The following is a 19,261-nucleotide window of genomic DNA, read 5'->3' on the forward strand; positions in this document are numbered from 1 at the left end:
CCCCTGGCCACAACAATTTCAGGAAAAAAAGTGATGGAACAGCTCACCCTCCTTGATTACAGTTTCATCGTCGGCTACCTCCTGCTGACGCTCGGTATCGGCCTCTGGTTCTCCTCACGCGCATCAGAAAATGTGGGGGAATTTTTTCTTTCCGGCCGAAAGCTCCCCTGGTGGATTGCCGGTACCGGTATGGTAGCAACAACCTTTGCTGCCGATACCCCCCTGGCGGTTGCAGGGTTTGTAGCCAAAAACGGCATTGCCGGCAACTGGGTATGGTGGACCTTTGTTTCAGGCGGAATGTTGACTGTATTCTTTTTTGCCCGCCTCTGGCGGCGGGCAGAAATTTTGACTGACCTTGAATTCATTGAACTGCGCTACAGCGGAGCGGCAGCCCGTTTCCTGCGCGGTTTCAAAGCAATCTATTTCGGACTCTTCATCAACGCCATAATTATCGGCTGGGTCAACCTCGCCATGTTCAAGATTATCAGAATCATGGTACCGGAACTGAACCCCGAACTGACCATTGTGGCCCTTGTGCTGCTGACCACCTTTTATTCCGGCCTTTCCGGCCTCTGGGGGGTCTCCATTACCGATGCCGTGCAGTTCGTCATCGCCATGACTGGTTGTATCATTCTTGCAGTTCTCGCCGTTCAGTCGCCCGCCGTCGTCTCTGCCGGAGGCCTTACAAAAGCCCTTCCTGCATGGATGTTCGACTTCTTTCCAACCTTCAGCTCATCATCAGGAAAAAGTATCACCGGAGCAGTTGCCATGCCGTTCATCTCCTTTGCTGCTATGGCCTTTGTTCAGTGGTGGTCTTCATGGTACCCTGGCTCCGAACCGGGCGGAGGGGGCTATATTGCCCAACGCATGATGAGCGCCAAAAACGAAAAACACTCGCTCCTTGCCACCCTCTGGTTTACAGTTGCCCACTACTGTCTGAGACCCTGGCCATGGATCATCGTCGGTCTGGTCAGCCTCGTCATGTTTCCCGATCTTCCCGCAAACCAGAAAGAAGACGGGTTCGTCTACGTCATGAAGGCCGTACTGCCTCCCGGACTGAAAGGACTGCTGATCGCCGCCTTTCTTGCTGCCTACATGTCAACACTCTCAACCCATCTGAACTGGGGAACAAGCTACCTGATCAACGACTTTTACAAGCGCTTCCTGAAAACTGACGCCAGTGAAAGACACTACGTAACCGTTTCCAAAATCACCACATTCCTGACGGCTGCTTTTGCACTCTATATCACCTTTTTTGTGCTCGACACTATCACCGGAGCATGGGAGTTCATTATCCAGTGCGGCGCAGGCACCGGCTTTGTCCTGATTCTCCGCTGGTTCTGGTGGAGGCTCAATGCCTGGTCGGAAATCACCTCCATGGTGGCACCCTTCATCGCATTCACCTGCTTACAGCTTTTTACCACCATAACTTTTCCTTTTTCGATTTTCATCATCGTTGCCTTTACCATTACCACAACCCTCATCGTCACCTTTCTGACACCACCAACCGAAACCACCCAGTTGGAAACCTTTTACAGAACAACCCGGGTCGGAGGCCTGCTTTGGAAAAAAATCTCAAGAAATCTGCCCGACGTTAAATCCGATACCGGCTTCGTCATGCTCTTTGTTGATTGGGCACTCGGCATTATCATGATCTATGCCATCCTGTTCGGTACCGGAAAATTCATCTTTGGCGATATTCTCCAGGGTTCACTCTATCTTGGTGCAGGAGTCATTGCCGGATCCTTTATCTTTGCTGACCTGAACCGCAGGGGCTGGAACAACCTGAACTGACACCATAACTCATGGGTAAACCCGCTCTTATTCTCGCATCGCAGTCACCAAGACGACGCGATATTCTCTCGCTGACACTCATCCCATTTGAAACGATGGCAATTGAGACCAGAGAAACGCTTGACCCAACATCCTCAATTGAGGAGAATGTCACCAAAATAGCCCTTGAAAAAGCGGAGTGCGCAGCAGCCTTGCTGCCGAAACAGAACGGGAAAACCATTATTCTCACAGCCGATACCGTTGTTGCAAAAGGAAACCGGATTTATGGAAAACCGGCAGGATTCGACGAAGCATTCGAAATGCTCAAAAGCCTCCAGAACCGCTCACACCGAGTCTACACCGGTTTTGTACTGCTCTGCTGTGACAAAATCCACACCGAATGCGTAACCACCACTGTGGAACTGGAGCCGATGTCCGACAACGAAATCAAGCGCTACATCCTCTCGGAAAAACCCTACGACAAGGCTGGATCCTACGGCATTCAGGATCCCCTGATGGCCTGTTATATCCGGCGAATTGAAGGGTGCTACCATAACGTTGTCGGACTGCCACTTTCAAGAGTCTGCAAGGCGCTTAAAACATTTTTATAATCCATACAATCGATCAGACATTCAGCGCTCTCATGAAAAGAAAATCACCTCCCCGAATTTTTTCATGGATAGCTCATGAGACGTGGATGAGCATTTTTCTTTCCGTTTTACATATTTGCGCACCCTCGTTATCTTCCGCCTTCTACGCTCTGAAATAACCGTTCAAGATGTAACCCTATACCTATGACCATGAAGGGAGAAACCCAGGCGATTGTCCTGCAGAAAGCCAACAAGCTTAAATTGCAACGTGCTGCATATCATGCCAGTGAACCCGGCGATGTTCTGGTAAAAACCATTGCGAGCACCATCACGCCGGGATTTGACCGGCTTCTTCTGACCAACAAGGCGGTATCAAGCCGGGTTTTCAAATATCCCATCATGCCTGGCAGTGAAGCTATCGGCCAGATTCTCACAATCGGCCCAAGCGTAACAGAGCTGCAGCCCGGCGATTTTGTCTATGCCTTCAAGGGAGATCGCTGGAGTGGAATCGAACCCTATGGAGGCTGCCATGCGGAGACCATCCCCACATCTCACGAGAACCTCTTTGCCCTTGGCCGCCCTCCCATCCACAGGGATCTGCTTATCGGCCTTCTTGCCTATGCCGTCAGCGCCGTGGAAAAGGTACCTCTTGATGCTTCGTCAAGGATTCTTGTACTTGGTCTCGGCTCGGTCGGACTCATGGTTGCCGAATACCTGCAATCTCTCGGCTATAAACACATCGATGCCGTTGAAACCTTCAGCATCAGGGGACAACTCTCCCATGCTGAACATATCGCTCTCGATATCGACGATTTTACCCAGGATTTCAACAACAGCTACGATCTTATTATCGAAACCACCGGAAGGATTCTTCTTGTGGAAAAAGCTGCCCGGCTGATGAAAGCACAGGCAATTGTCCTGCTGATGGGCAACTATGAGGTTATGGCCTATGACTACAGACTGATACAGCATAAGGAGCCCGTCATCATCTGCTCCGGCATTACCACCGGTTCTCACCTGAAGGAGGCTTTTGCTGTACTTGAAAGCGGAAGAATTGAGACTGAAAAATTTTTCACCAATGTCTTCCCCGTCGCACAGTACGAACTGGCCTATCGCAAAGCGCTTGACAGCAAAGATTCCATCAAGACCGTGTTGAGCTGGCTCTAAGCACGGACAACCTTCACGCTATGAGTGTTGCCATACAGTTGAGAAGTATCTCAAAAAAGTTTGGAAATTTTTCCGCAAACAGCAATATCTCACTTGAGGTGAAGGAGGGAACCATTCACGCCCTGGTCGGGGAGAATGGAGCGGGAAAAAGCACGCTTACAAAAATCATCTACGGCATACACCAGCCGACCTCAGGCGAAATGATCATATCGGGTAAAGCTCTCCGCTTCACCTCTCCCCGTGACGCCATCAACGCAGGTATCGGCATGGTTCATCAGCACTTTATGCTTGTTCCAGAGCTATCAGTCACCGAAAACATTATCCTTGGCAATGAACAAAGTAGACTTTTTCAGCGCATTCCCCTGAAAAAAAGTAAAGAGCAGATCCTGAAAAATGCCCAAGCCTACGGGCTGGCTGTCGACCCTGATGCTCTGGTTGGAAACCTCAGTATCGGAGAACAGCAGCGAGTTGAAATTCTCAGGCTCCTCTTTCGTCATGCCGCCATCATGATTTTTGACGAACCGACTGCAGTGCTCACCCCTGCTGAAACGGAATCCTTTTTTGCAACACTCCGCTCCCTTCGCGACACGGGAAAAACCATTATCCTCATTACCCACAAACTGGACGAAGTACTCGCCGCAGCCGACATGATCAGTGTAATGAGAAGAGGTGAAATCGTCGGTACCCTGCCAGCCTCTTCCGCAACAAAAGCAGAGCTTGCACGGATGATGGTGGGACGCACTCTCCTTTTACGAGTCACCAATCCAGAGCCCACCCCTGGCCAAACAATTCTCTCCATCAAGAAGCTCGGGTTTCGCACCAGAAAGGGTGCACTGAAACTCCATGACCTCACCTTGAAGATCAGAGCCGGTGAAATCTATGGCATTGCAGGAGTTGAAGGCAACGGACAAAGTGAACTCCTGCAGGTACTCTGGGGGCTTGTACCTGAAGGATGCATCATCTCTGGCGAAGCCTTGCTCCAGGGAGAGCAACTCATCGGAAAAAAGCCCGCCGAAATAGCCCTAATGGGCGTTTCACACATTCCTGAAAACCGCCTGCGCCATGCAGTTATTACCAACTACACCGTTTCTGAAAACCTCATTTTCGGACGACATCGGGAGCCCTCTTTTCACCGGGGAATTGGTTTCAACAACCACGAACTCGAACGGAATGCCGCAGAGATGACCACCATCTACGACATCAGATGCGGCTCCCCCTCCCGGCAGCCGCTCAGCACTCTCTCGGGAGGCAACCAGCAAAAGGTCGTCCTCGCAAGAGAACTCAAACGACCTGCCATCTCCCTTCTTCTCCTTGCCCAGCCAACCCGGGGCGTTGATATCGGCGCCATTGAAACAATCCATAAAAAAATTCTTGAAACACGCTCAACAGGCGTAGCAATCCTTCTTCTCTCCTCCGAACTTGATGAGATCACGGCACTGTCAACCCGCATCGGATGCCTCTATAAAGGTTCGATTCGCCATGAATTCAGTCAGAAAGAGGTAGAACTCAAAAGAGAGTCCGAGTATGAGTTCCAGAAAGAGATCGGCCTTTATATCACCTGAATAGATATCCCTGCCATGAGTAGAAAGAGCCTCACATTGCTCATCCCCATACTCGCGATCCTCACAGCTTTTGTTGTCAGCAGTCTGCTTATTTTCATGGCAGGTCGCGATCCGGTCATGATTTTCCAAAAAATGTTTCATGCCACACTTGGCTCGCCATACGGAACCGGGCAGGTGCTCTTCAAAATGACAACACTTGTTTTTGTAGCCCTTGCCGTTGCACTCCCCTTCCAGGTCAGACTCTTCAACATCGGTGCTGAGGGGCAGCTTCAGATGGGCGCCTTTGCAGCAGCAATGACCGGAGCAATGCTTCCTGCCTTCGTCCCACCACTTGCAGCAATCACGCTCTGTATCATATCGGCAATGGCGACAGGTGCATGCTGGGCGCTTGTTGCGGGCGTGCTCAAAGTACGCTTCGGCGTCAATGAGGTCATTGCAACCATCATGCTCAATTTTATTGCCCAGGGTATTACCGGATACTTGCTTACCTGGCACTTTGCGATCCCCTCAACAGACCACACTCCACCAATCACGGCCGCAGCAACCATACCAACTTTCGATACCGTAACAGGCTGGTTCGCCAACTCACCAGCAAATCTCAGTACACTGCTTGCTCTCACTCTTGCCCTGCTCTTCCAGATTCTGCTCTTTCATTCAAGATATGGCTATGAGATGCGAGCTGCCGGCATGCAACCTGATGCTGCCCGATATGGAGGAATCAATGCCGGGATGCATACACTCACCGCAATGGGTATCGGTGGCGCTGCAGCCGGTCTGGGAGCCGCGAACCTCGTCCTCGGCTACAAACACTACTATGAAGCTGGAATAAGTGGAGGAATCGGCTTTACAGGAATCGCCGTCGCACTTCTCGCCGGTGCCCATCCGTTATGGATACTTCTCTCAGCCCTCTTTTTCGGAGTCCTCGAATATGGAGGACTGACCGTCAATGCATACATCCCAAAGGATATTTTCATGATCATTGAAGCCCTCACCATCCTTCTCGTCATTACCTTCAGCGCTCTTGGCAGAAGATGGCTGCATGAGAAAAATTAAATAGCCAGCCCTCTACCCTGTTACAGGATTATTTTTTATCTTGGGGATGCTTCCACAAGCTCATATCTACCGATAATAAAGAGACGGAAACAATGGGAAAAAGAAACACAGAAAAAGAGAGCGAAGATAAATATCCTGCAAAAAAAAGGAAAAAACATGACTTCGCCGTTACACCGGAAATGCGCGAAGAGCGCTTGAAGATAGCCGCATACTACCGGTGGGAACAGAAAGGAAAGAAACACGGTTCAGATTCCGACGACTGGCTTGAAGCTGAAGACACGCTTACTGACTGAACCTGCACTGCAAGGCCATTCCGGTGAACGAGTGGCCTTTTTTATGATTATCAACACCTCACTATGATAAAAAAAAGCATCTCCTCTCTTTGGGGATCACTCTCAATTATGTTCGCTGGCCTCTGGCTGGTTGGGCGAATCATCATGGAATATTTCGGTATCATCAGCGACGGCAACGACCGGACGACCGGCATAAAAGATCTTCGGGAAGAGTACAAAAAAGCCAACTATAAATGATTGCGTCTACTCTTCCATGATGACCACCGTAAGCGCCACCGGCTGGTTGGGCGAAACGAGAGAACCTACCCCAGGCCTCTGGCTGATGACCGTATTGGGAACAAGAAAAGCTGAATATTCGGTAGCAACCCTTCCCATAGGGAGGCCTGCTTCCGCAATAGTACGCTCTGCCTGAAGAAGAGACATGCCGAGAACATTCGGCACTGCAATTTTTTCCGCACTCTGTACCGGCGCCTCATAACGACCGATAACGACCGAAACAGAAGAGCCTGACTTTACAGTTGCCTCGGGCGGAATTGACTGACTCAGCACCCGTCCATCCAGGTCAGGACTGGTAACGATGTTGAACTGGACATCCGCAACATCCATATCCATACGAAGGGCAATCTGACGCGCCTCGAATTCAACTCTTCCGAGAAGATCCGGCATAGTAAACGAAGGCTTTTCGCGCTTGTTAACCACCAGATAGACATTCCTGCCAGGTTTTACCTCCGTTCCCGCTTCAGGAATCTGGGAAAGAACAATATTGGAATCAACACGGCTGAGATATTTGACATGGTAGCTTTTTTTTGCCTCAAATCCGGCTCGCCGCAATCGCCCGGAAGCCTCATCATAATCCATGTTAAGAACATCAGGAACAACCTTGACACTTCCCTGTGAAATATAGAAGGGCATTATCAGCTTGTCGAGCATCACGACAAAACCGATGCATAAAAGAATGATCAACCCTGCTTTTTTCATCTCGCTTGTGGTACCATTATTTCCTCAATTATCCTCTGATCAAAAAGCCAACCCCTTGTGTAACGAGCCTGCTAATACTCTCTTTTCATGACAAAATCAACGAGGCGCAGCAGCGAGGTTTTTGCTGCGCTTTCAGGAAAAGAGCTGATAGAAGCCACCGCTTTTGCAGCAAATCCTTCTGCAACTTCAGCAGCATAGACAAGCCCACCCTTGCCTGTAACAAACGCAATAACCTCTCCGCTCTTCACCGCTCTTTTACGTGAACTTTTCAAAATAGAGCGAATCATCTTCTGCTCTGCAACCGGGGCATGAAGAAGCGCATAAATAAGAGGGAGCGTTATTTTCTTGTCCTTGATATCAATACCCATTTGCTTGCCGGTTTTTTTTGAATCCCCTGTATAATCAAGCAGATCATCACGAATCTGGAATGCAAGACCAAGATATTCCCCATAACTTTTCAGAGCAGCAATACGCACCTCATCAGTGGTCGCGCTCATAGCGCCCATTGCACAGGCTGAAGAGATGAGCGAAGCTGTCTTATCGGCAATGACACTGAGATAATCCGCCTCGGAAATATCAAGACTGCGGGTTTTCTGTATCTGAAAAATTTCACCCTCACTCATCCGGCGAACCGCCTCGGAAACCATGTGCAAAAAGCCATAATCCTTGTATTCAAGAGAATAGAGCAAACCCTTGGAAAGCAGATAATCACCAATAAGAACTGAAATCTTATTTTTCCAAAGTGCGTTGATTGATGCCAGACCACGCCTCATCTCGGCGCCGTCAACCACATCATCATGGATCAGTGTTGCCGAATGAAGCAACTCAACCATAATAGCCGCACGATAGCTCGACTCATTTACCCCTCCACACAGTTGAGCGGCAAGTAAAACCATAGCCGGGCGAATCTGTTTTCCCTGCTGCTTGAGCACATAACGGGTAACCTTGTCGACCAGTGTATTCTGGCCTTGCAGCACCACCTTGTACCTCTGCTGAAAAATCTCAATCTCACCGGCTACCGATGCAACAACATCCTTGATATTCACCAATTCCCCGGACAATTACGTGACAAGCCCCGCATACCAACTGAAGCTCTTGAAAAGGAGGAAAAGTATAACATTTCCGGGAGCAAAAAAAATCAGTGAAAGGGTATCGCTTCCTGAAGAGCAAATAAAGTCCATATTAAGGGCTGATTACAAAGTAAAATACCCCTCTCTCGCAAACCACTGAAACAATTTCTTGGCTACATGCATCTTTGTTGCTATGTTTTGTGATTCTTGTCGTTCCCAAAAAAAGATCTCAGCCACAACAGCAGCCACTATCAAAACAATGCCCGAAGAGATAGAATCCACAACCTCACGGCAACTGCCGGAAAGTGACCCAAAGAGCACAGCAATCAGCAAAGTCAGCGAGACCAGTGAGGCCAGCGAAGCCGAACCAGAAAACGAAATGAATTTTATTGGCCATCTCGAAGAGATCCGGTCACGACTGATCCAAACCGGTATCGCGCTGCTCATCGTCACCGCCCTGTGTGCCACCTATGCCGACTTTCTGGTCAACGAAATTCTTATCGGACCACTCAAAAGAAGCAGTGAAGGGTTGGTACTTCAGAACCTTGTCCCCTATGGACAGGTCTCCCTCTACTTTCAGGTCGTCTTTTTTGCAGGATTCATTCTCTCATTCCCCTTCATCGCCTGGCAAATCTGGCAGTTTGTTGCTCCCGGCCTGCATGAACACGAACGTAAAGCCAGTCGTTTTTCAATACTCTTTATCTCCCTCTGCTTCTTTTCCGGCATTGCCTTTGGTTATTTCGTCTTTCTGCCCATCTCGCTGCAATTTTTTGCAGGATTTGGAACAAGCCTGATCAAAAACAATATCTCGGTACAAGACTATGTCAGTTTCTTCATCGGAACACTTCTGACAGCAGGACTGGTTTTCGAACTTCCGTTCATCTCCTATATCCTTTCCAAAATCGGTCTATTGACACCTGCATTCATGCGGTTTTATCGCAAACATGCCATCGTGTTTCTGTTGATTGTTGCTGCACTCGTTACCCCCTCAACCGATCTGGTCACCCAGCTTATCATCGGCCTCCCGATGATCCTTCTCTATGAGCTCAGCATCCTGATTTCAGCACGGGTCAACCGGAACAATGCCGCATTGAAATCATGACAAGAGCCGAAAGAACATACCCCAGGATTATTGAACTTGACATACCGGGCATCACCCTTGCCGGGAACCCCCTTAATGACCCGAGCGAACGCCGGATTCCGGTCTATCTTCCACCCTCCTACGACGGAAAAAAACGGTTTCCGGTTATCTATCTTCTTGCGGGGTTTGCCTCTACAGGAGCAAGTTTCATGAACTTCAGCTTCGGGCGTCAAAGCGTACCGGAGATGGCAGCCGCACTTATTGCTGAAGGGAAAATGCAGGAAACAATCATGGTTATGCCTGACTGCATGACCCGTTACGGGGGCTCCCAGTATGTAGACTCAGCAGCAACAGGCAACTACGAAACCTATCTCGTTGATGAACTGGTTCCCTGCATAGACCGGACGCTCTGTACCCTTGCAGCAAGGAAGCACAGGGCGTTGGCCGGAAAATCATCAGGCGGGTTTGGAGCACTCCGACTTGCCATGAAACACCCGGATCAGTTTGCTGCCATTGCCTGCCACAGCGGCGACATGTGCTTCGAACTCTGCTATAAGCCCAATTTCCCGGCTGCCGCAAAAATCCTTGAGCACTATCAGGGCAGCATTGCCAACTTCCTGGGCGCCTATGAAAATGCACTGAAAAAACCTCAAAAAGAGTTCGCCCTTCTTGACCTGATTGCCATGGCTGCGGCCTACTCTCCCGATTCCGGAAAAGTCGCACCCGAAAACATGCGACTGCCATTCAATCCCTACACCTGCGAACCCATCAGTGAAATATGGAACGAATGGCTGAGCTTTGATCCGGTAGAGATGATTGAGCATGAAGAGTACCGTGACGCACTTCGTTCACTTGACCTGCTTTTCCTTGACTGCGGAACCCTCGACGAATACAATCTGCAATTCGGTAACAGGATATTTTCAGCCAAAGCCGAACGTTATGCAATCGCGCACCGCTATGAAGAGTTCATGGACTCGCACAGCAACACCTCCTATCGATTCAACGTCTCACTGCCTGCACTGTCAGCAGTTATTGCAGAGTGATTCGGCGGCCTGAAGCAATACCTGAAAAAGCGCTTCGGTCTCTTTTTTCAGCTCAACAAGAGAGCCCCTGTTGTAAAGGACATAATCAGCTTTTGCAATCAGCTTCTCCTGAGGCCATTGTGTTGCCAGTCGCCTTACGATCCCTTCACGCTCCCCCATCCCTTTCAGCACGGCCCGCTCAATTTGATCCTGCAGTTCAGCAGCCACAACAACCACAACATCAAGTCCCTCATTTCCACCTGATTCAAAAAGAATTGCCGCCTCTTTCACCAGAATTTTTACCCTCCGCCGTCGGGCATCAAGCACTGCGCGGCTGAATTCGGCCAACACCTTTGGATGGACAAGCCTGTTCAGTGCAGCAAGTTTATCGGAAGAAGAAAAAACAACGGCCGCAATTGTTTTTCGATCCAGCACCAGATTACCGGAAAGATCAAGCGAATAAACCTTTTCCCCAAAAAGCGCCTTAATCCCCTCAATCACTTCGGGATCATGAAGCTGCAGCTCCTTTGCCACCTGATCTGATTCAAAAAGAGCACAACCCATCTCCGAAAGAAAACGGCAAACCATTGATTTCCCGCTCCCGAGCCCTCCCGTTATACCGACCAGAAAAGGATAGCTGTGCATCATTCAGCTCTCCCTGTTTTTTTTACAATGGTCGCCCGCACCTGAACAAGAATCGATTTCCAGAGTTCAGGATTTTTCTTGTAAATTTCAATCTTGCGTTTCAGACTCTCCTGGGTAAGAGCGTGCTTCAAGAGAAGTGCACTGACCTCTGAAGCATCAAGTGCGGCAAGTGCGGCGCCTTCATCTGCAGCCACCACTCCCGATTCAAGGAGATAATCGCTGTAAAATCCGGCAAAATGCAGATCATCCCTGTCAAGAGGTAAAGATTGTTGTGCACCGCATCCTGACAGAACACAAGAGAAAACAAGACAAATAAAAAAACTTCGAATGGTATCACTGCATTTCATCGCGCACCCAGCCCCCTGTTGATATATTCAGATAACCTTTTCGACCATTAAAATCGATTTTGAAAAATGCAAAGAAACTAAATCCCCCAAATGCAAGTTTAAGCATTTCAAATCATACGTGAAGCATCTTTTTAAACCCTAAATGACATCGCTTTATGGCATATCAGCAACCAGCACTTTTATACGCAGAGAACGCACTGGAACCATTTATTTCCGCAAAAACCCTTGGGTTTCACTATGGCAAGCATCATGTTGCATACATCACCAATTACAACAACCTTGTCGCCGGTACACCTCTCGACACCATGAGCCTTGAAGAGGTCATAGCCCATAGCGCTGCCGACCCGCAGAAAGTCGGCATATTCAATAACGGCGCACAAGCCTGGAACCACTCCTTCTACTGGAACTGCCTGACACCCAACGGTGGCGGGGAACCCTCCGGAGAACTTGGAGCAAAAATTACAGAAGATTTCGGCAGCTTCGACAAATTCAAAGAAGAGCTTAAAAGCGCAGCCGCAACTCAATTTGGCAGTGGATGGGCATGGCTCGTCCTTGATGGAACAACGCTGAAGGTAGTAAAAACCGCCAATGCACAAACACCTTCAACCAGCGGTCAAAAACCGATCCTCACCATTGACGTCTGGGAGCACGCATACTACCTCGATTATCAGAACCGCCGCCCCGACTATGTCGCAACCGTGATCGACAACCTGCTCAACTGGGAATTTGCTGCTGAAAATTTCCGCGCTGCACAGTAAAAAACAGATCAAATAAAACGTTCCGGAGGGGGAAAGATTGATCACCCTCTCCGGTTTTGTCCTGCACATAACGCTGGCAATGAGGGCCAGTTACATCCAGGGCAGAAACACCGCATCATCAAGATTGACCACCTTGACTTTTTTCGGCATCAGAAACTGAATCGACTGATTTTCCGGATTAAATACCCGTTCATCATAAGAGATCAGCAGTTGATGCTCCCCAAGCCCATCTGCACCGCTGTTGTAAAGCACCATCCCGATCTCTTTTGGCACCAGCTTGCTGCGACCCTCAATCGTAATGGTCTCAAAATTCCTGAACTGGATCTCCGTTATTGTTCTGCCCTTCCGATCCTTGACAAGAAGAGCGGTCAAGGTTCTGTTGAGAGGATCAATGACCACCTCCTTGCTTCCCTTACGAGTCGCAAGGGTAAAGAGCAGCGACCCTGAGCCTTTTTTCACCGATTGTATAGCACTTGCCGGCTCCGGAATTTTCACAAGCCCCAACAAAGACTCCTTCAGCAAAGTATATCCTGAATTCACTCCAAGAATTTTCTCAAGATTTGTCTCATTGTTACGGCCCTGAAAAAGACGATTATTGAGCATGTCATGCACATAGAGAGAATCACCATTAAAAAACATATCCGCCACAGGCCATCCAAGCAGGCCTGCACTGGCAATCACTCTTGCATTGCCTCCCCGATTGATTCTGATATTGCAAAAGAGACGATTTTGCCTTTTCGGAGTTTTTATCCAGACATCAGCATAACCATCAAGCGAATGAATAAATGGCGATGCCTCTGCAACTTCCCGATAAAGCGCCGTATGTTCAGCAATCAGCGCAGTCTCCTCAACAGGCATCTCCTGCCTGCCAACCGTTCTGAAATCGGCACAGCCACCACCCAGAACAAGCATAAACAATACCAACAAGAGTACTCCCCTTCCCTTCATCTTTCCACTCCTTTACCATGAGTCACCACCCCTGCAGCAACAGATGCATTTATTTCCTTTGAGATTCGTCGCTTTTGCTGCACATTGCAACAGGCCCGCAAAGCACCGGGCTTGATGCTTCGCTACAGAAAATGCCGTTCACTCGCAAGCGAAACCATCGCGTTTTACATTCCACGGTCATGTTAATGTAAAATGCAGAGCTATCAAAACCACAACACATTTTTCAAGCCATGCAATCGCTCTATCTTAAGCCAAAAGAACACCACCGGATCCAGAAAGGACATCTCTGGGTGTTCAGCAATGAACTCGCAAGCCTTCCCCGCGATATCGCTTCCGGTGAAACCGTAAAGCTCTTCACTCACGACAAAAAATTCCTCGGAACAGGCTTCTACAATCCCCACTCACTTATCTCGATAAGATTGCTGAGCCGCAAGGACGAAGAGCCTGACAAAGATTTTTTTCTCAAAAAATTTCGTGAAGCGCTCACACTCCGTGAAAAAATATACAACAGTGATGAAACCAATGCCTACCGGCTTGTGCATGGTGAATCAGACGCTCTTCCAGGACTCATTGTAGACCGCTTCAACAAGGCAATCGTGCTGCAGGCTTTTTCGGCAGGCATGGACATTCACCTGCCACTGATCTGCGATGTCTTGCAGGAGCTGTTGCAACCTGAGGTCATTATCGTGCGCAATGAATCCCCGTTACGAGAGCTCGAAGGACTTACACTCTACAAAGATGTTGTCAGGGGCGAACACTCAGCAACGAAACAAACCATTCACGACGCAGGCATCTCCTATGAAGTCGATTTGTTTGAAGGTCAAAAAACCGGCTTTTTCCTCGACCAACGCGAAAACCGCCGAGTGATCAGAAAGTTCTCTGAAGGCGCCGAAGTTCTTGATGTCTTCACCAATGATGGCGGTTTTGCCCTTAACGCCCTTTATGGAGGAGCACGCTCAGCCATTCTGATTGATGCATCCAAAGAGGCACTGCAGCGGGCCGAGCGTAATGCAGAACTGAACAAATTTTCAGACTACAGTCTTGTTGCCGCAGACGCCTTCGATACCCTCGATCAGATGGTTGAATCGAAAGAGGAATTCGACCTTGTCGTCCTTGATCCGCCAAGTTTCACCAAGAGCCGAAAAAACCTGCCCGGTGCGCTCAAAGCCTACAAAAGACTCAACAAACTCGGGCTGCAGCTCACCCGAAACGGAGGGTTCCTCGCAACAGCATCCTGCAGCCATCATGTTTCAGAAGAAGACTTCCTGCAAAGCGTGCATCAGGCCGCACTTGCTGCCGGTTGCCAGCTCAGGCTGATCCACAAAAGCTCTCAACCCTTCGACCATCCCGTACTGCTTGCCATGCCGGAAACAAGCTACCTCAAGTTTGCCTGCTTTTATGTAACACGCTAAAAAGCGAGAGAACTCTTTCCATAGTTCCTCCCGCTTCCGCCATAACGCAGCCTTCGGGCTGCCGGGCGAGTTATTCCCGCAACAAGCAGTATGCACAAAGAAGCATACGCAGCCTCTTACTTCGGAAGTTCCGAAACTGCAGTCCGTATATACTCTGCAGCATCATCAAGAATTTTTATCGCCTGACGAATTTCATAATCATCATCAGCATCATCTTTTGCTCTTTCCATCCGTTTTTTCGCATCCTGTATTGCATTTGCAGCAAGCTGCAGTTTTGAATCGATCGCCATGGCATTTCCCCTTTTTGATTATGGTGTTACAAAATCCCCACTCCCTGAATGTAGCACCGATTGAGGAAAAGTTATAATCCGGCCATGATGAAAAATCATTGCTGACCGTTCCCGAGAAAACCTCTGCGCAGAAACCATTTAAGCAACTCAATAACAGGCACAACCGAAGCGGCAGCACCAATCACAATGGCCCAGTCTTCCGCCGTCAGGAGGAACGTTCCAAACGGAGTACGAAAAACGGGAATGGTAATAAGGGCAGCAAGCATTACCAGCTCCCAGACAATGGCAAGGTTCAGCCATTTATTGGCAAAAGGACGCTTAAGAATGGAGGCCCGTTCAGAACGGAAATTATAAGCCTTGAAAAACTGGATGAGAACAAGCGACACAAAAGTCATCGTCATGGCCTCTTTCAGTGAACGCCCTGAAGCAATGGCAAACTGAAAAAGCGAAAGATTGACAATCGTCGACCAAATCCCGCCAGTGAGCATAAGGGCCAGTATGGCAGGCGTAAAAATCCCTTTTTTGGGATCATTCGGCTGGCGCAGCATAATATCACGTTCCGCCGGATCTACAGCCAGCGCAAGAGCCGGAAGACCATCGGTAGCGAGGTTCACATAGAGAATCTGTACTGCAGAAAGAGGCAGGGGAATACCCATGAGTGTTGCTCCAACCATCAGGCCAAGTTCGCCAATATTCGAGGAAAGCAGATAAGTGAGATATTTTTTAATATTGTCATAGATACCCCGTCCCTCCTCCACTGCAGCCACAATCGAGGCAAAATTATCGTCGGTCAGCATCATTGCTGAAGCCTCTTTTGAGACATCGGTGCCTGTTATACCCATCGAGATGCCAATATCGGCTTTCTTGAGGGCTGGAGCATCATTCACCCCGTCACCCGTCATGGCGACAACTTCACCGTTTTTCTGCAGCGCGTCAACAATACGAAGCTTGTGCTCCGGAGCTACTCTCGCAAAAACCGAAATGGTACCGATAGAACGACCAAGCTCTTCCTCACTCATAGCCTGCAGTGTTACGCCTGTCACCACCCTTCCATCCCGTAAAATCCCAAGCTCGCGGGCAATGGCTTCAGCCGTCAAAGGATGATCTCCGGTAATCATAACCGGACGAATGCCAGCTTCAAGGCACTGACGCACCGCCTCTCCAGCTTCAGCCCTCGGCGGATCAATCATACCTGCAAACCCAAGAAAGGTCATCCCTTCGTCAGCCCCCCGAACCTCCGAAACCTGATTGACAGCAAAAGCAAGCACCCGCAGCGCCCTTTTTCCGAGAGCATCTGCCTCCGCAAGCAGAGCCTCTCGCATCGCATCATCAAGCAACTGAACACCACCAGCGATACGGACAGAACTACAGTGAGCAAGCAACACTTCAGGTGCACCCTTGATGACCGCCTTCATTCCCTCATCACTCCGGTGCAGGGTAATCATCCGTTTCGTCTCAGAAGAGAAGGGCTGCTCATCAAGACGCTCATTGGCCAATTGCAGCTCACCCTCGTCAAAACCAGCCTTACGGGCAACAACAAGCAGCGCCCCCTCCGTCGGATCACCGGCTATCTTCCAGCCACCATCATCGTTCTTCACCAACCGGGCATCATTACACAAAATACCGGCCAAAAGCAATTCCTGCATACTTTCCGGCAAATCACCCCCACCCGGAACAGTAAAGGAGCCTTCAGGACTATAGCCTGAACCGCTCACCTCAACCAGAACAGCAGAGGTATAGAGCGCACGCACGGTCATTTCGTCACGGGTAAGCGTACCCGTTTTATCAGAACAGATAACGGTCGTGCTGCCAAGGGTTTCAACAACCGGCAAGCGCCTCATGAGGGCATGACGCTTAACCATGCGCTGCACACCAAGAGCAAGCGAAATGGTCACCACCGCAGGAAGAGCTTCAGGAACCACCGCCACAGCCAGCGCAATTCCAAAAATAAGCATCTCAATAAATGGCTGGCCACGGAAAACTCCGAAAGCAACAATAACCAGCACAATCACAAAAGCGGCACGAGCAAGGATCGATCCGACCTTGTCGAGATTTTTCTGAAGAGGTGTTTTTTCAGTTTCAACACTCTGCAGCATAGTGGCAATCCGGCCAAACTCCGTCTGCATACCGGTCGCAACCACCATTGCCACAGCACGACCATAGCTGACAGAAGTACCAGCAAAAACCATGTTTTTACGATCACCAGGGCCGGCATTTTCGTGCAGCAACGCAGCAACCTCTTTTTCCGAGGGTAACGACTCACCTGTCAGTGAGGCTTCATCAGCTCGCAGATTATTGGTCTGCAACAGCCTTGCATCAGCAGGAACACGATCACCAGCAGCAAGCATCACCACATCACCAGGAACAAGCTCCGAAGCATTGATCAAAACCTCTTCACCCTCACGCCTTACTTTTGCAAGTGGAGCCGCCATTTCCCTGAGAGCCTCAATAGCCCGTTCAGCCCTGAACTCCTGAACAAAACCAAGCAGCACGGCAAACAAAACAATAACTGAAATAGCAATTGCCTCAACCCCATGACCAAGAAAAGCCGAAAGAGCCGTAGCAATAAGAAGTGTGATGATAAGTACATTTTTAAACTGCTCCAGCAGCAGCTTCCAGGGACTGGCCCTGCGCTCAGCCTGAATCCGGTTAGGCCCATAACGTGCAAGCCGGGAAGCAGCTTCGCCGACACTGAGACCACCAGGCGTCGAATGCAGCTTCTCAAACAGCTCTTCAACCCTCAACATATGCCATACAGAATTCATCATCCTTTAAACTCCCGTCATGTTAATCATAAACAAATATACACAGTACACGATCCGAATGCTTGAACACCCTTTACGACATCCTCATTTCCCGCAGATCCCTATCAGGCTCCTCTCCTGAAGCCACTCTCATCAATCCATTACATGCGGGACATTTCATCATACTCTCCTGTTATTGGTTTCCGATCGGATAGTCATACATAACTATAATTCGACTGCAAAGATATCGGAACCAACCTTAAAATAACCTGAAGAGCAGCTTAAAAAATCCTTAAAGCGGTCTGATCGGGAGATGAGGATTTTCAAATTCCAGCTTGAAAGACAACAGAATACCGCAGAGTTATGGCAGGATCAGGATATGAAGAGAATGCAAGCACGGAGGAATGCTTTTATCAGGAAGATGCTCGAAGAGATCGAAATCAATATCAGGGGATGCAGGTTTTTCCCGGGAGGAAGCCGCACAAGAGGAACTTGCATACGACTTCAACCAGGTACTTTATGACTATTATAACACGCTTTCACAATAGCTTACAGGAGCAATACCGGCCCGATACGGCCATGACTCCACTCAACGTATCGTTTCAAGGAACCGCTCGGCATCAACAGCCGCCATACAACCGGTACCAACAGCAGTAACTGCCTGCCGGTAAGTAAAGTCCTGAACATCTCCGCAGGCAAAAACACCCGGCACATTGGTTTCGGTCGATGACTTTTTGGTTTTTATATAGCCATAATCATCCAAATCAAGCTGATCCTTGAAGAGCCCGGAATTTGGCGCATGACCAATCGCAAGAAAAACCCCATCGCAGGGATGCTCGGTAAGCTCACCCGTCAGAACATTTTTCAGTCTGATTCCGGTTACCTTTTGCCCATCCCCGAGAATTTCATCAACAACCTCATTGAGCATCATACTGATTTTCGGGTTTTTCCGGGTACGCAGACTCATTATTTTCGATGAACGAAACTCTTCACGGCGATGCACAAGAGTTACATGAGAAGCAAATTTCGTCAGATAGAGAGCCTCCTCCATTGCCGTATCGCCTCCGCCAACCACAAAGACCTTGCAATCCCTGAAGAAAAATCCGTCACAGGTCGCACACGCCGATACACCCTTTCCCCGATAACGAGATTCCGAGTCTATGCCCAGCCATTTGGCATTAGCTCCGGTGGCAACAATAAGCGCATGAGTCAAAAACTCCTGCCCATCTTCAAGAGTCAAACAAAACGGGCTTCTTGAAAGGTCAACCTCAGTGACGCTGCCACCAACAAACTCCGTCCCGAACTTTGCAGCCTGTTCGCGCATTTTCGCCATAAGTTCCGGACCACGGATACCTTCAGGAAAACCCGGAAAATTCTCAATCTCTGTCGTGATCATCAGTTGACCACCCGGCTGAAACCCTTCAATGACCAGAGGCTTGAGATTTGCCCGACCCATATAAATAGCCGATGTATACCCGGCAGGGCCAGTTCCCATGATGATGATATCGCGAACGTTACTCTCCATAAT

Annotated in this window: 19 protein-coding genes; 11 read left to right on the forward strand and 8 right to left on the reverse strand. The window is 49.2% G+C overall.

The window, feature by feature from the left end; all coding sequences use genetic code 11:
- Positions 1-33: 33 nt before the first annotated feature.
- From PPHA_RS07565 to PPHA_RS15940, 7 genes are all read left to right on the forward strand, one after another.
- Positions 34-1,794 carry a sodium:solute symporter family protein gene (locus PPHA_RS07565; protein ID WP_012508263.1) on the forward strand — a complete coding sequence of 587 codons (1,761 nt, stop codon included), beginning with the start codon at positions 34-36 and terminating at the stop codon, positions 1,792-1,794.
- A gap of 11 nt (positions 1,795-1,805) precedes the next feature.
- Positions 1,806-2,384 carry a Maf family protein gene (locus PPHA_RS07570; RefSeq protein ID WP_012508264.1) on the forward strand — a complete coding sequence of 193 codons (579 nt, stop codon included), beginning with the start codon at positions 1,806-1,808 and terminating at the stop codon, positions 2,382-2,384.
- 189 nt (positions 2,385-2,573) lie between these two features.
- A complete protein-coding gene (locus tag PPHA_RS07575) occupies positions 2,574-3,530 on the forward strand; it encodes a zinc-dependent alcohol dehydrogenase (protein WP_041526772.1) in 957 nt (318 codons plus the stop codon).
- Positions 3,531-3,550: 20 nt separating this feature from the next.
- On the forward strand, positions 3,551-5,092 hold the full coding sequence (locus tag PPHA_RS07580; protein WP_012508266.1) for an ABC transporter ATP-binding protein: 1,542 nt from the start codon (positions 3,551-3,553) through the stop codon (positions 5,090-5,092).
- Positions 5,093-5,107: 15 nt separating this feature from the next.
- Complete coding sequence (locus PPHA_RS07585) at positions 5,108-6,145, forward strand: ABC transporter permease (protein ID WP_012508267.1); 1,038 nt, start codon at positions 5,108-5,110, stop codon at positions 6,143-6,145.
- 92 nt (positions 6,146-6,237) lie between these two features.
- Positions 6,238-6,438, forward strand: a complete 201-nt coding sequence (locus tag PPHA_RS07590; RefSeq protein ID WP_012508268.1) for a DUF2934 domain-containing protein — start codon at positions 6,238-6,240, stop codon at positions 6,436-6,438.
- A 63-nt stretch (positions 6,439-6,501) separates the two neighbouring features.
- Positions 6,502-6,675 (forward strand): hypothetical protein, encoded by a 174-nt coding sequence (locus PPHA_RS15940; protein WP_012508269.1) that lies wholly within the window; start codon positions 6,502-6,504, stop codon positions 6,673-6,675.
- Between the two features lie 6 nt (positions 6,676-6,681).
- On the opposite strand, the gene PPHA_RS07595 is transcribed toward PPHA_RS15940, so the two are convergent.
- Positions 6,682-7,416, reverse strand: a complete 735-nt coding sequence (locus PPHA_RS07595) for a PASTA domain-containing protein (RefSeq protein ID WP_012508270.1) — start codon at positions 7,414-7,416, stop codon at positions 6,682-6,684.
- A 71-nt stretch (positions 7,417-7,487) separates the two neighbouring features.
- The gene (locus PPHA_RS07600; RefSeq protein ID WP_012508271.1) at positions 7,488-8,462 is read right to left on the reverse strand and encodes a polyprenyl synthetase family protein; all 975 of its coding nucleotides are present in this window, start codon (positions 8,460-8,462) and stop codon (positions 7,488-7,490) included.
- Between the two features lie 283 nt (positions 8,463-8,745).
- Here PPHA_RS07600 and tatC point away from each other — a divergent pair, with 283 nt between their 5' ends.
- Positions 8,746-9,588, forward strand: coding sequence for a twin-arginine translocase subunit TatC (gene tatC / locus PPHA_RS07605; protein WP_012508272.1), 843 nt, complete (start codon positions 8,746-8,748; stop codon positions 9,586-9,588).
- Positions 9,585-10,610, forward strand: a complete 1,026-nt coding sequence (locus tag PPHA_RS07610) for an alpha/beta hydrolase (RefSeq protein ID WP_012508273.1) — start codon at positions 9,585-9,587, stop codon at positions 10,608-10,610. The genes tatC and PPHA_RS07610 overlap by 4 nt, the downstream gene beginning before the upstream one ends.
- Here PPHA_RS07610 and coaE read toward each other — a convergent pair.
- Both coaE and PPHA_RS07620 read right to left on the reverse strand, forming a co-directional pair.
- Positions 10,590-11,237, reverse strand: coding sequence for a dephospho-CoA kinase (gene coaE / locus PPHA_RS07615; RefSeq protein ID WP_012508274.1), 648 nt, complete (start codon positions 11,235-11,237; stop codon positions 10,590-10,592). The genes PPHA_RS07610 and coaE overlap by 21 nt on opposite strands.
- Positions 11,234-11,581, reverse strand: a complete 348-nt coding sequence (locus tag PPHA_RS07620) for a hypothetical protein (RefSeq protein WP_012508275.1) — start codon at positions 11,579-11,581, stop codon at positions 11,234-11,236. Before PPHA_RS07620 ends, coaE begins: the two co-directional genes overlap by 4 nt.
- A gap of 155 nt (positions 11,582-11,736) precedes the next feature.
- Here PPHA_RS07620 and PPHA_RS07625 point away from each other — a divergent pair, with 155 nt between their 5' ends.
- On the forward strand, positions 11,737-12,339 hold the full coding sequence (locus tag PPHA_RS07625; RefSeq protein WP_012508276.1) for a superoxide dismutase: 603 nt from the start codon (positions 11,737-11,739) through the stop codon (positions 12,337-12,339).
- Between the two features lie 90 nt (positions 12,340-12,429).
- Here the strand turns inward: PPHA_RS07625 and PPHA_RS07630 are convergent, their stop codons facing one another.
- On the reverse strand, positions 12,430-13,287 hold the full coding sequence (locus PPHA_RS07630; RefSeq protein WP_012508277.1) for a DUF4292 domain-containing protein: 858 nt from the start codon (positions 13,285-13,287) through the stop codon (positions 12,430-12,432).
- A gap of 230 nt (positions 13,288-13,517) precedes the next feature.
- On the opposite strand from PPHA_RS07630, the gene PPHA_RS07635 reads away from it, so the two are divergent.
- Positions 13,518-14,699, forward strand: a complete 1,182-nt coding sequence (locus tag PPHA_RS07635) for a class I SAM-dependent rRNA methyltransferase (RefSeq protein ID WP_012508278.1) — start codon at positions 13,518-13,520, stop codon at positions 14,697-14,699.
- A gap of 116 nt (positions 14,700-14,815) precedes the next feature.
- Here the strand turns inward: PPHA_RS07635 and PPHA_RS15945 are convergent, their stop codons facing one another.
- From PPHA_RS15945 to trxB, 3 genes are all read right to left on the reverse strand, one after another.
- Positions 14,816-14,989 (reverse strand): hypothetical protein, encoded by a 174-nt coding sequence (locus PPHA_RS15945; protein WP_012508279.1) that lies wholly within the window; start codon positions 14,987-14,989, stop codon positions 14,816-14,818.
- A gap of 95 nt (positions 14,990-15,084) precedes the next feature.
- Positions 15,085-17,757 carry a cation-translocating P-type ATPase gene (locus tag PPHA_RS07640; protein WP_012508280.1) on the reverse strand — a complete coding sequence of 891 codons (2,673 nt, stop codon included), beginning with the start codon at positions 17,755-17,757 and terminating at the stop codon, positions 15,085-15,087.
- 565 nt (positions 17,758-18,322) lie between these two features.
- Positions 18,323-19,258, reverse strand: coding sequence for a thioredoxin-disulfide reductase (trxB, locus tag PPHA_RS07650; protein ID WP_012508281.1), 936 nt, complete (start codon positions 19,256-19,258; stop codon positions 18,323-18,325).
- Between the last annotated feature and the right edge of the window lie 3 nt (positions 19,259-19,261).

The sequence above is a fragment of the Pelodictyon phaeoclathratiforme BU-1 genome (assembly GCF_000020645.1).
Taxonomy (GTDB): Bacteria; Bacteroidota; Chlorobiia; order Chlorobiales; family Chlorobiaceae; genus Chlorobium; species Chlorobium phaeoclathratiforme.

Bases quoted from the DNA above. Each gene is read 5' to 3' on its own strand.
- PPHA_RS07635 (WP_012508278.1), top strand. From the start codon at position 13,518: ATGCAATCGCTCTATCTTAAGCCAAAAGAACACCACCGGATCCAGAAA.
- PPHA_RS07565 (WP_012508263.1), top strand. From the start codon at position 34: ATGGAACAGCTCACCCTCCTTGATTACAGTTTCATCGTCGGCTACCTC.
- PPHA_RS07580 (WP_012508266.1), top strand. From the start codon at position 3,551: ATGAGTGTTGCCATACAGTTGAGAAGTATCTCAAAAAAGTTTGGAAAT.
- tatC (WP_012508272.1), top strand. From the start codon at position 8,746: ATGCCCGAAGAGATAGAATCCACAACCTCACGGCAACTGCCGGAAAGT.
- PPHA_RS07595 (WP_012508270.1), bottom strand. From the start codon at position 7,416: ATGAAAAAAGCAGGGTTGATCATTCTTTTATGCATCGGTTTTGTCGTG.
- PPHA_RS07590 (WP_012508268.1), top strand. From the start codon at position 6,238: ATGGGAAAAAGAAACACAGAAAAAGAGAGCGAAGATAAATATCCTGCA.
- PPHA_RS07610 (WP_012508273.1), top strand. From the start codon at position 9,585: ATGACAAGAGCCGAAAGAACATACCCCAGGATTATTGAACTTGACATA.
- PPHA_RS07620 (WP_012508275.1), bottom strand. From the start codon at position 11,581: ATGAAATGCAGTGATACCATTCGAAGTTTTTTTATTTGTCTTGTTTTC.
- PPHA_RS15945 (WP_012508279.1), bottom strand. From the start codon at position 14,989: ATGGCGATCGATTCAAAACTGCAGCTTGCTGCAAATGCAATACAGGAT.
- PPHA_RS15940 (WP_012508269.1), top strand. From the start codon at position 6,502: ATGATAAAAAAAAGCATCTCCTCTCTTTGGGGATCACTCTCAATTATG.
- PPHA_RS07640 (WP_012508280.1), bottom strand. From the start codon at position 17,757: ATGATGAATTCTGTATGGCATATGTTGAGGGTTGAAGAGCTGTTTGAG.
- PPHA_RS07625 (WP_012508276.1), top strand. From the start codon at position 11,737: ATGGCATATCAGCAACCAGCACTTTTATACGCAGAGAACGCACTGGAA.
- coaE (WP_012508274.1), bottom strand. From the start codon at position 11,237: ATGATGCACAGCTATCCTTTTCTGGTCGGTATAACGGGAGGGCTCGGG.
- PPHA_RS07575 (WP_041526772.1), top strand. From the start codon at position 2,574: ATGAAGGGAGAAACCCAGGCGATTGTCCTGCAGAAAGCCAACAAGCTT.
- PPHA_RS07570 (WP_012508264.1), top strand. From the start codon at position 1,806: ATGGGTAAACCCGCTCTTATTCTCGCATCGCAGTCACCAAGACGACGC.
- trxB (WP_012508281.1), bottom strand. From the start codon at position 19,258: ATGGAGAGTAACGTTCGCGATATCATCATCATGGGAACTGGCCCTGCC.
- PPHA_RS07585 (WP_012508267.1), top strand. From the start codon at position 5,108: ATGAGTAGAAAGAGCCTCACATTGCTCATCCCCATACTCGCGATCCTC.
- PPHA_RS07630 (WP_012508277.1), bottom strand. From the start codon at position 13,287: ATGAAGGGAAGGGGAGTACTCTTGTTGGTATTGTTTATGCTTGTTCTG.